The organism is Bacteroides nordii (genome assembly GCF_019930665.1).
Classification (GTDB): Bacteria; Bacteroidota; Bacteroidia; order Bacteroidales; family Bacteroidaceae; genus Bacteroides; species Bacteroides nordii.
Window position 1 is genome coordinate 5,622,907 of the sequence record NZ_CP082886.1, and the last position, 11,775, is coordinate 5,634,681.

The window sequence follows — 11,775 nt, forward strand, 5'->3', positions numbered from 1 at the left end:
ATATAATATGGAAGAAATAAGATTGAATACGATTGATGAGGCTATTGCCGACTTTAAAGAAGGTAATTTCGTAATCGTAGTAGACGATGAGGATCGTGAAAATGAGGGTGATTTTATTATCGCAGCCGAAAAGATAACTCCGGAGAAAGTAAATTTCATGATGACGCACGGACGTGGTGTGTTATGTGCACCTATAACAGAAGAGCGTTGTGCAGAACTGGAGTTGGATATGCAGGTTACTGCCAATACTTCTATTTATGAGACTCCTTTCACTGTGACTGTTGATTTGTTGCCGGGGTGTACTACAGGAGTATCTATGCATGATCGTGCTGCTACGATTCGTGCGTTGGCCGATCCTAATACCAAGCCTACCGATCTTGGTCGTCCGGGACATGTCAATCCGTTGCGTGCCCGTTCGCGTGGTGTGCTTCGCCGTGCCGGACATACGGAAGCAAGTGTGGATCTTGCTAAGTTGGCAGGGCTTTATCCTGCTGCTGCGCTGATTGAGATTATCAATGAAGACGGCACTATGGCACGCTTACCGCAGTTGATGGAAGTGGCTAAGCGATTCGGACTCAAGATCATATCTATTAAAGATCTGATAGCTTATCGTGTGCACATGGAATCGCTTGTGGAGAAAGGGGTAGAAGTTAATATGCCTACTCAATATGGAAATTTCCGCCTGATTCCTTTCCGACAGAAATCAAACGGAATGGAGCATGTTGCCATCTTTAAAGGCACCTGGAGCGAAGATGAACCTATTCTTGTACGTGTACATTCATCCTGCATGACAGGAGATATTTTTGGTTCTTGTCGCTGTGACTGTGGAGAACAGTTGCATAAAGCTCTGGAGATGATTGATGCTGCCGGAAAAGGAGTAGTTGTTTATATGAATCAGGAAGGACGAGGCATTGGATTGATGCATAAGATGGAAGCTTACAAACTTCAGGAAGAAGGGTATGATACGGTAGATGCTAATATTCATCTTGGATTTGATCCCGATGAACGTGATTATGGTGTGGGTGCGCATATTTTGCGTGAACTGGGTGTTCATAAAATGCGTCTGATGACCAATAATCCCATTAAGCGTGTGGGGCTTGAAGCGTATGGGCTTGAAATAGTAGAAAATGTGCCTATTGAAACAGTTCCTAATCCTTACAATGAACGATATTTGAAAACAAAGAAAGAACGTATGGGGCATACGCTGCATTTTAACAAGTAAAATGGGAATTTGCTTTCATATATCAAATATTTTAGCTTATTTTGCAGCGATTTTCAATCAACAATAATAAAATAGATACAAAATGAATCAGTTATCAGACCGTTTGAACAGCTTGTCGCCGTCGGCAACACTTGCTATGTCGCAGAAGAGTAACGAACTCAAAGCACAAGGCGTTGATGTAATTAATCTGAGTGTGGGAGAACCCGATTTCAATACTCCCGATCATATCAAAGAAGCTGCAAAGAAAGCTGTAGATGATAATTTCTCACGTTATTCTCCTGTTCCGGGTTATCCGGCATTGCGTAACGCTATTGTAGAGAAGTTGAAGAAAGAGAATGGTCTGGAATATACAGCCGCTCAGATATCTTGTGCTAATGGTGCAAAACAATCTGTGTGTAATGCGGTTCTTGTATTGGTAAATCCGGGTGATGAGGTGATTGTACCTGCTCCTTATTGGGTTAGCTATCCTGAGATGGTGAAGTTGGCTGAAGGTACTCCGGTTATCGTTACTGCCGGTATAGAGCAGGATTTCAAGATTACTCCTGCACAGCTTGAAGCGGCTATTACTCCGAAGACCAAAGCTTTGATTCTTTGCTCACCGTCTAACCCTACAGGTTCGGTTTATAGCAAGGAAGAACTTGCCGGATTGGCTGCTGTATTGGCTAAACATCCGCAGGTAATTGTTATTGCTGACGAAATCTACGAACATATCAATTATATTGGCAAACATCAGAGTATTGCTCAGTTCCCTGAGATGAAGGAACGTACCGTAATCGTAAATGGTGTATCAAAAGCTTATGCAATGACAGGATGGAGAATCGGTTTTATAGCCGGACCGGAATGGCTTGTGAAAGCTTGCAATAAACTGCAGGGACAATATACATCAGGACCTTGTTCTGTATCTCAGAAGGCTGCAGAAGCTGCTTATACAGGTTCTCAGGCTCCGGTAGAAGAGATGCGTAAAGCATTCGAACGTCGTCGTGACCTTATTGTGAGGTTAGCGAAAGAAGTTCCGGGCTTTGAAGTGAATGTTCCTGAGGGAGCTTTTTACTTATTCCCGAAATGTGACTACTTCTTTGGCAAATCGGATGGCGAACGTACTATTGCTGATTCTGATGACTTGGCTATGTACTTATTGGAAGTTGCTCATGTAGCTTGTGTAGGTGGTGCTTCTTTTGGCGCTCCTGAGTGTATTCGTATGAGTTATGCCACAAGTGACGAAAATATAGTTGAATCTATTCGTCGTATTAAAGAAGCATTGGCTAAACTGAAATAATAGGTGATTCCGGATGTTTATCATTCGGTTGACAAGTACAAAAGATAGAGTAACCTGTATCGATACAGAACATTGGATTCTGGATTGATACAGGTTATTTTTATTTGATCATTCAGGATGAACGGGGCTTATTTCACTATTATTTTGAAGGTCTGTTTACCTGTATTATTGGTGATGGTTAATAGATATATACCTTGAGAAAGGTTATTGACTGGCAATTTTGTAACATTATCTGTTGCTTCTAACTGTATTAGGGTAGCTCCTTGTATTGTAATCAATCGGATAGATGAGCCTGAGATTGTTTCAATGGTTAATGTCTCACCGTTGGTGATAGGGTTGGGATATACACTTGCAGCATTACCGCAGGAGATATTGCCAATTCCCACAATTCCACCTGACTCTTTCCCTTCTTTTGTGACGGCAAATATACTGGGATGCCCGTTTCCTGCATTTTCGATTTTCAAAGATGCTATTACTTTACTTTTGTTAGTAGCTATTTTATGTTCAAACATACAGAATTTACGACGTCCGTCCAGTTTGTCACCGGTCAGGGCAATTCTGTCCAGATTGTATACAGCCTTGTCTGTGGGATCATCACTGAACCAGTCGCCTACCGAAATAGTCTGGGTATTGGAATGAGTAGCATCTGTATAATATACGGTTACGTCTATTAAGGAACTACCGTCTGTACAGGTTGATAGGAGATGCAGGGCTTCAGTTTGTGGAGTATCCTCAAAATGTAAGGTTACTACAGTCTCTTCTTTTAATACGGCAGCATTTTTCTTGTCATATGCAGCAAGCTGGTATTTGACACCGGTATTGGAAATAATAGCACCGTCAGTTGGCAATGATCCCTGTTCCTGAACTGCTGAAGCATAATAAATCCAACCCTGATTATCAAGAGAAGTTGTAGAATGGCTGACGGCAGGAAGTGCCTCTGCTATAACATCTTCATTGAATCCTGAACTAACAACCAGCTGGGTATATTCCGGCGTTTCGGGTTCTTTCCCAAGCAAAGCTCTGTCCATGAAAATCAGCCGTTCGTTTATCCAGCTTTTCAGATAAGATATTTCATCATCATAAGATTTTGCTACGTACTTGTTGGGCCATACGTATCTTCCCCACCTTGGCCAGGCTTGTGAATTGCGTCCTTGTGCTCCTTTAGCATTTAATAAAGTGGTCAATGAATCAATGGTTTGTTCGATGTGTTCGTCAGAATAGCTCGTTTCACGATACAGCTCCCAACGTTCTTTTACCTCTTTCATAAAAGAATCGTCTTTGAGTAACTTATACCACCAGAACGGGACTAACTGATTGTCACCCGGTGATACATCATTGAAGTTATATGCCCATGTATCCGATCTCCAGCCTTCACTATAGTCTGCATTACCAAACCCTAAATTCATATCCCACAAAGATGTTTTGAATTTAGAGTCTTTGCTGTCTCTGTATTTATATAGGTTAGTACTCAGGCGATAACCATCTACGTTGTGGCAAAATTCTGTTGACAGCATATAATCTATAAAAGATGTGACGTCGATATATTTTCTGTATCCGGTTTCCGGATTCTTATAATCGGTGGCAGCCAGACTGTTTTCAAAAGCGTCAATGTATCCATGGATGTAGTTTAATTGTGCATTACTAAACTCATCCTGATCCATGTTTTTATATTGGAAAGAGATTTTCTTTCCATAAATAGGAGTTCCTTTTGAATTGACCGGAGTATGCTTAGAGTAATAGACCGGTTCGTCATCCCTGTCTACCTCCATGTGGTAGCCTCCCGTCAGAGCATCATCACTATCACCCGGATCCGGCAGATCTAAACGAAATTTACCCTTCCTTACTCTTTCAGATAAAATAAACACTCCGTAATAAGTACCATCCATGATCATTTCACAGTATTTTCCGGTAGGTACATATTCAAAGAAAGGTCTTGCCAGGGTGAAGGCAAGCACGTCTCTGATCATACTTTTGTCCGCATATGGCGCCAATAGTGCCCAGTCATTATCTTTACCCATGCCAAGCATAGAGACTTTTTGCTTTTTGCCGCCATCTTCCAAAGGTTTGTCTAATGCGCGGATGGCATATGGTTTCTTGTCGGAGTTGGTAAAAGAAGAGTTGCCACGATATTTTAAATCTATATACCCGGTATAGTCTGCTTTCTGATCTGGGTGAGCAATGGTATCCATGTAATTAAGTTCACCTTCTCCGTTATCTATTATTTTCATTTTGGCAGTAATCCGGTTTTCCCGATCAATCATTTGTCCTTGTGTGTTGATAAACACGATAGGAAGGTTTGTCTCAGTGAAAACCACATTTTTATTATCGGGCTTGTAATTGTCTGCCCGTTGGGCACAGACAGAAGAAGAAAGGAGTAATGAGAGTAGTAGTAATTTTCTCATGATATTGATGTTATTAGGTAATAAAAGGTTCTCTATATAGATAAAACAGCGGATGGGAGGAAAACACTTAGCTGGTGATTCTTTTTTCTTTTGCGGATGTGCGTATCAATAAAAAAAGCTGCTTTCCTGAGATGGAAAGCAGCTTTCACGGTTCTTTTGTCTGATTGTATTATTCAGCCGGGTGAATTGCTTCAGAAGGACAAACATCAGCACAAGTGCCACAGTCTGTACATACATCCGGGTTAATAGAGTAGATATCGCCTTCAGAGATAGCTTCTACCGGACACTCGTCAATACAAGTTCCGCAAGCAATACAATCGTCACTAATTACGTAAGCCATTTTCTTTAAAATTTAAATTATTAGTACTAATTTATTGGGCAAAAATACACGTTTTATTCATTAGTTGATCTCAATCTTGATTAAAATCCTTTAATTTGTACCGCTTCTAAATAAGCGAAACAATAATTTAACTATAAAATCGTTTTTATTATTGTGAAACGAATCGTATTACTTCTCATAGTTTCGCTGTTGGTGGCAGGTGCCTCTGCCCAGAAGCGTAAGGTACAGAACCGCCCGTATATCGACCAGCGGATCTGGCATTATGGTTTTCTGGCAGGTATCCATATGCAGGATCTTAAGTTTGTAAACAATGGTTATGTCACCGAAGACGGACAGGTTTGGTTTGCCGATGTACCCGAATATTCTCCTGGATTTTCAGTAGGTGTATTAGGAGAATTATATTTGAATAAATACATGGCGCTCCGCCTGATTCCTACGCTTCATTTTGGTGATAAAAGAGTGGTGTTCCGTGAGCAGACAAGTGGTGAAACGGTTTCTCAAAATGTAAAATCGGCTTACCTTGCATTCCCTATTGATATGAAATTCAGCGCCGAACGGTTCAATAACTATCGTCCTTATGCGATGCTTGGCCTTAGCCCTACCTTTGATTTGAGTGTAAAAAATGCACGTCCGTTGTTGGTGAAGCCTTTTGATTGTTATATCGAAGTTGGCCTTGGATGTGACTTATATCTTCCTTTCTTTAAGCTGATACCGGAGTTGAAATTCTGCTTCGGATTAGCCAATCTGCTGGAGAAAAAGCGCCCTGATCTTACTGATAAATCATTGATGAAGTTTACCGAATCTCTGGATAAAGTAAAGTCCCGGATGATCGTATTGACTTTCTACTTCGAATAAGTTCATCACAGAGTAGTACTGAGTTTCACAGAGTTTTATCTCTTTTGAACATATTTCTCTGTGAAACTCTGTGCTACTCTGTGGTGAAATCGTTATTTTTGCAAAGAATTTGCCGAATGGCAATCGTAAATCGTTAAATCGTAAATAGTAAATACCCTCATGCCGTTAAATTTACCTGATAAGCTACCTGCGATAGAATTGCTGAAGGAAGAAAATATCTTTGTGATTGACAACTCGCGTGCGACACAACAGGATATACGTCCGTTGCGGATTGTAATTCTGAACCTGATGCCGTTGAAAATAACCACAGAGACTGACTTGGTGCGTCTGCTGTCCAATACACCACTCCAGGTGGAAATCTCTTTTATGAAAATAAAGAGTCATACATCCAAGAATACGCCTGTTGAACATATGAAGACCTTTTACACGGACTTTGATAAAATGCGTGGCGAGAAGTATGACGGTATGATTATTACCGGTGCCCCGGTGGAGCAGATGGACTTTGAAGAAGTCAGTTATTGGGATGAGATAATGGAAATCTTCGATTGGGCACGTACCCATGTCACTTCAACGCTTTATATTTGCTGGGCGGCTCAGGCGGGCTTGTATCACCATTACGGTGTTCCTAAATATGCTTTAGATAAAAAGATGTTCGGTATCTTCGAGCACCGTACTCTCGATCCGTTGCAAGCTATCTTCCGTGGATTTGATGATACTTTTTATGTTCCTCACAGCCGTCATACGGAAGTGCGTAAAGAGGATATTGTTAAAGTACCTGAATTGACATTGCTTTCCGAATCGGATGAATCAGGTGTATATATGGTAATGGCTCGTGGAGGGCGCGAATTCTTTGTAACCGGGCATTCGGAATATTCTCCGTTAACGCTTGATACGGAATATAGGCGGGATCTGGCAAAAGGACTGCCGATTGATGTACCGCGTAATTATTATATAGACGATGATCCGGAGAAAGGGCCTGTTGTACGTTGGCGTGCTCATGCCAACTTGTTATTTTCAAACTGGTTGAACTACTTTGTTTATCAGGAAACTCCTTACGATATTAATGATATTAAATGATAAAGCAGCGTAAAATAGAACTTCTGGCTCCGGCCAAGAATTTGGAATGTGGAATAGAGGCTATTAATCACGGAGCGGATGCTGTATATATTGGTGCACCAAAGTTTGGTGCCCGTGCTGCTGCTGTCAACTCATTGGATGATATTGCTGCCCTTGTGGAGCATGCGCATCTATACAATGCACGTATCTATGTCACTGTCAACACAATTCTGAAAGAAGAAGAGTTGAAAGAGACAGAAGAGATGATAGGCGAATTGTATCGGATAGGAGTGGATGCGTTGATCGTACAAGATATGGCGATCACGCAATTAAACCTGCCGCCTATCCCGTTGCATGCCAGTACACAGATGGATAACCGGACGGCGGATAAAGTTAAGTTTCTTGCCGATACGGGATTCCATCAGGTAGTACTTGCCCGTGAACTTTCTTTGCGGGAGATAAGTAAAATACACGAAGCCTGCCCTGACACGGCGCTTGAAGTCTTTGTACATGGCGCTTTGTGTGTCAGTTATAGTGGTCAGTGTTATGTTAGTCAAGCCTGTTTTGGCCGGAGTGCCAATCGTGGCGAGTGTGCGCAATTCTGCCGTTTGCCTTTTAGTCTGGTCGATGCTGATGGTAAGACAATTGTGAAAGATAAGCATTTACTTTCGCTGAAAGACCTTAACCAAAGCGAGGAACTGGAGGCGTTGCTGGATGCCGGAGTCACCTCTTTGAAGATTGAAGGACGGTTGAAGGATGTTTCTTATGTGAAAAATGTTACCGCTGCCTATCGTCAGAAACTGGATACCATTTTCTCCCGGCGTAAAGAGTATGTCCGTGCCTCTTCCGGTTCCTGTCGTTTTGAGTTTAAACCTCAGTTGGATAAGAGTTTTAGCCGTGGCTTTACACATTATTTTTTGAAGGGTCGGAGTAAAGATATTTTTTCTTTTGATACTCCCAAGTCATTAGGAGAGGAAATGGGTACGATGAAAGAGGTTCGTGGAAATTATCTTACGGTGGCCGGGCTGAAATCTTTCAATAACGGGGATGGTGTTTGCTACATTGATGAACAGGGGCGTTTACAAGGATTTCGTATCAATCGAGTTGATGGCAATAAGCTGTATCCGCAGGAGATGCCCCGTATTAAACCCCGGACTGTATTGTATCGTAATTTTGATCAGGAGTTCGAACGCGTACTTGCCCGTAAGTCTTCTGAAAGAAAGATTGCCGTTTCTATTTTGCTGGCGGAGAATAACTTTGGTTTCTCCCTTACCCTGACAGATGAAGATGATAATAGTGTGACGCTTACATTGCCTCGTGATAAGGAACTTGCCCGTACCCCTCAGGAGGATAATCTCAGAAATCAGCTATCCAAACTGGGGAATACTCCCTTTGAGGCAATGCGGATAGATATTGACCTTACCGGGAATTGGTTTATTCCGGCCTCTGTACTCTCCGATCTGCGCAGGCAGGTGGTCGATAAACTGATAGCTGCCCGCAGAATGACATTTCATCGTGAGTTGGCTGTCTTAAAACCAACCACACACGCTTATCCGCAACAGACGCTTTCTTATTTAGGCAATGTGATGAACACCCGTGCTGCTTCTTTCTATCAGGATCATGGGGTGAAAGATATTGAGCCTGCTTATGAAAAACAGGCGGTGGAAGAGGCTGTCCTTATGTTTTGCAAACATTGCTTGCGTTATAGTATGGGTTGGTGTCCTGTTCACCAGCGTGAACGTTCGCCCTATAAAGAACCTTATTACTTGGTAGGGACGGATGGAAAACGTTTCCGGCTATCATTTGATTGTAAGATTTGCCAGATGAAAGTGAGTGCCGCATTATGAAAACAAGGTATCATAGAATGAATCATGGTAACACGAAGAGCAGTTTCAGGAAGCTTTGGGTTGCTTTGTGCTACTCTGTGATGACTCTTTTTTTGTTTGCAGCCTGCCATTATCCCCGTCCCGATCTTTTTGCCGAGGGAATGAGCGATAAGACGAAAGATTCTCTTACTTATTTATTTGAACGGCATTACACCTATAACACGAATCTGGAAGTACAAACAGATTCTGTTGTTTTGGAACGTTTGCCTGTGAAGGATTCTTTTGTCAGTCTTCACCGGGGAGACCGTGTTGTAGTGGCAGAGTTCGCTATCCATCCGGCAGACAGTGTGGATAGTGTATGGGTAAAACTGGCTCATTCACAGGAAATCCAGGGATGGATGCGTGAAACGGAATTGATAAAGTCTTTTGTGCCTACCGATAGTATATCTCAGTTTATTTATTTGTTCAGTGATACTCATGCCTCTTATTTTGTGATTGTCTTTGCCTTGTTCGTGGGTGTTTATCTTTTTCGTGCTTTTCGGCGTAAGCAACTACAGATGGTTTATTTCAATGACATTGATAGTATTTATCCGCTTTTTCTTTGTCTGTTGATGGCGTTTAGTGCCACTATATATGAGTCGATGCAGGTATTTGTACCTGATACATGGCAACATTTCTATTTTAACCCTACACTTTCACCTTTTAAGGTACCACTTGTTTTGTCGGTGTTCCTGTTGAGTATCTGGATTTTTCTTATTGTCTTTCTGGCAGTGCTCGATGACCTGTTCCGGCAACTGGCTCCGGCCGCTGCTGTCTTCTATTTGCTTGGATTGACTTCCTGTTGTATTTTCTGTTACTTCTTTTTTATTCTGACTACACATATATATATCGGTTATCTTTTCCTTTTCTGCTTTGTGTGGCTGTTTGCGAAAAAACTGCATAAAAGTAACGGGTATAAATACCAGTGTGGACGTTGTGGAGGGAAATTACGGGAGAAGGGAGTCTGTCCGCATTGTGGAGCTATAAATGAATAATTTGCCAACGTGGCAATATGCTGACTGGTTATACTGCTGCTTCTTGATTTATCTTCTTACGGCTTTTTTTGTAATTATTTCAGATAATTTGTAAGGCTTTGAAAATAGAAAGAAAATAGATTTCGATAGTGAAAATAATAAACAATTTTATGAATTGTTAAATGGCTGTATATCAATGAAATATGTAGGCTTGTTTTTTCTCGTATACTCTATTAAAACCAAATGTTTCCGCAGAATATTGCTTTAATAAATGTTAACTACGAAAGATATGTCCTTTCTTCACTATGTTTTCTTTTTCATTACAATTAATGACTGACTCTACTTTCGTAACTATACCAATTGTTATATCTTATGGATGTTTCATTTATTTCTCGGTGATAAATGCCCCGTTTCTCGTAGAGAATCGAAGCGTTTGTCGTAGAGAAACGAGTCGATTCTCTACGAGAAAATAATCTCTCATATAATGTATTAATTATCAATGTATTATAAAACCGTCTACTTGTTTTGAATATTTACTACCTAAACGGTCCATTTGTTTCTTTTTCAGCATTTATGTGTATCTGAAATCACAACACATCTCGGGTCTCTTTGTATATAATCCCTGTCATAGGTCTGTTGCTTTTGAATCAGACTGTAAATCAGCCGCAATAACTTATTGGCAATGTTATTCATCGCTACGAAAAAGTGCTTCTTTTCCACTTTATGCTTTTTTAGGAAGTATAATCTTATTTCTTTATTATGCTCCTTTGCCGAACGTGCACATAAGAAAAGCAGTGTTTTCAATTGTTTGTCACCCATTGGCGATATTTTATGTCCACATTTCATCTTTCCCGATTCTTTGGGATAAGGAGCGATACCTGCGTAAGCAGCACATTTTTTAGCCGTGTCTAATTTTCTAAAATTCTCTGTCTTTATTATCAGCTCACAACTGGTCACAGGTCCTACACCGACAATGGAGGTAAGAATCTGATAATTCCTGCTGAATTCGGAAGAGTTTTGTATGAGGGCTTCTATCTCATGGTCAAGCCCGGATATTTGGGTATTTAACTCCGCAAGAACAGCTCTCCGTGCATGGTCGGCCGCCAGGGAAACAGAAGATTTACAATTATCACCTATGTTTAAAGTGTCCAGGCGCTTACGAGATTCCACCAGCAGAGAGCGTGTACGATACAATTCCTGAAGTTCAGACATCTCTTCCCCAGGATAGAAACAAGGTCTGAGAAGGTCATAAAAACGTTCGGCATATTCACGGATACGACAGGCATCCAGAGGATCGGATTTACCACGCTGAAGCCCCAGACTATGCTTTATCTGATAACCCGGAACAAAACACAGGCATGTCCGGTTTAAAGTACACAGACGAAGCAGTAGGTCCCCATAAACGCCTGTATGTTCCGCACAAAGAACGGCAGAGGAAGGCAAGGAGAGAAGAAACTTGCTGATCCCATGAACCGTGTTCTTTACACCGGATAAATGACGGACACTGCCCGATTCACTCAAAAAACTAACGTCAAAGCTTGACATTCCCAAATCAATTCCATAAATTTGTACCATAACATTTTTATTTAGTGAAGGTCTCCGATATTGAACGGCTACTACCATGATAATGGGATCCAACTCCCGAAATACTCTCTGGCTTAGGTTCAATAAATATGTCGTGCTTAATACGAGGAATAATCTAAAAGATTAATAGAGGAAGTAAGCTAACGCGACATATGGAGGCTTTCTTGTTTACGAGACAATATTAAGAAATTTATTCTTATT

General features: G+C 41.2%; 9 protein-coding genes. 6 read left to right on the forward strand and 3 right to left on the reverse strand.

The genetic code is table 11. The annotated features are described in order from the left end of the window. The first annotated feature begins 7 nt into the window (after positions 1 to 7). Positions 8 to 1,222 (forward strand): bifunctional 3,4-dihydroxy-2-butanone-4-phosphate synthase/GTP cyclohydrolase II, encoded by a 1,215-nt coding sequence (locus K8P02_RS21565; RefSeq protein WP_007483864.1) that lies wholly within the window; start codon positions 8 to 10, stop codon positions 1,220 to 1,222. Positions 1,223 to 1,304: 82 nt separating this feature from the next. Next, a complete protein-coding gene (locus K8P02_RS21570; RefSeq protein ID WP_002559157.1) occupies positions 1,305 to 2,498 on the forward strand; it encodes a pyridoxal phosphate-dependent aminotransferase in 1,194 nt (397 codons plus the stop codon). Positions 2,499 to 2,626: 128 nt separating this feature from the next. On the opposite strand, the gene K8P02_RS21575 is transcribed toward K8P02_RS21570, so the two are convergent. Continuing rightward, positions 2,627 to 4,900: a CotH kinase family protein gene (locus K8P02_RS21575; protein ID WP_025866821.1), complete on the reverse strand. Its 2,274-nt coding sequence runs from the start codon at positions 4,898 to 4,900 to the stop codon at positions 2,627 to 2,629. A gap of 169 nt (positions 4,901 to 5,069) precedes the next feature. Then, the gene (locus K8P02_RS21580) at positions 5,070 to 5,240 is read right to left on the reverse strand and encodes a DUF362 domain-containing protein (protein WP_002559159.1); all 171 of its coding nucleotides are present in this window, start codon (positions 5,238 to 5,240) and stop codon (positions 5,070 to 5,072) included. 153 nt (positions 5,241 to 5,393) lie between these two features. Here K8P02_RS21580 and porT point away from each other — a divergent pair, with 153 nt between their 5' ends. The 4 genes from porT (at position 5,394) to K8P02_RS21600 (ending at position 10,011) form a co-directional block, all read left to right on the forward strand. Further along, positions 5,394 to 6,095, forward strand: a complete 702-nt coding sequence (gene porT / locus K8P02_RS21585) for a type IX secretion/gliding motility protein PorT/SprT (protein ID WP_007483866.1) — start codon at positions 5,394 to 5,396, stop codon at positions 6,093 to 6,095. 159 nt (positions 6,096 to 6,254) lie between these two features. Continuing rightward, positions 6,255 to 7,172: a homoserine O-acetyltransferase MetA gene (metA, locus tag K8P02_RS21590; protein ID WP_007483867.1), complete on the forward strand. Its 918-nt coding sequence runs from the start codon at positions 6,255 to 6,257 to the stop codon at positions 7,170 to 7,172. After that, entirely contained in the window at positions 7,169 to 8,998 is a 1,830-nt protein-coding gene (locus K8P02_RS21595) for a peptidase U32 family protein (RefSeq protein ID WP_007483868.1), read from the forward strand. Before metA ends, K8P02_RS21595 begins: the two co-directional genes overlap by 4 nt. 80 nt (positions 8,999 to 9,078) lie before the next feature. Next, the gene (locus K8P02_RS21600) at positions 9,079 to 10,011 is read left to right on the forward strand and encodes a hypothetical protein (protein ID WP_369880925.1); all 933 of its coding nucleotides are present in this window, start codon (positions 9,079 to 9,081) and stop codon (positions 10,009 to 10,011) included. 543 nt (positions 10,012 to 10,554) lie between these two features. Here K8P02_RS21600 and K8P02_RS21605 read toward each other — a convergent pair. Continuing rightward, positions 10,555 to 11,565, reverse strand: coding sequence for an IS110 family RNA-guided transposase (locus tag K8P02_RS21605; RefSeq protein WP_025868355.1), 1,011 nt, complete (start codon positions 11,563 to 11,565; stop codon positions 10,555 to 10,557). Positions 11,566 to 11,775: the final 210 nt, after the last annotated feature.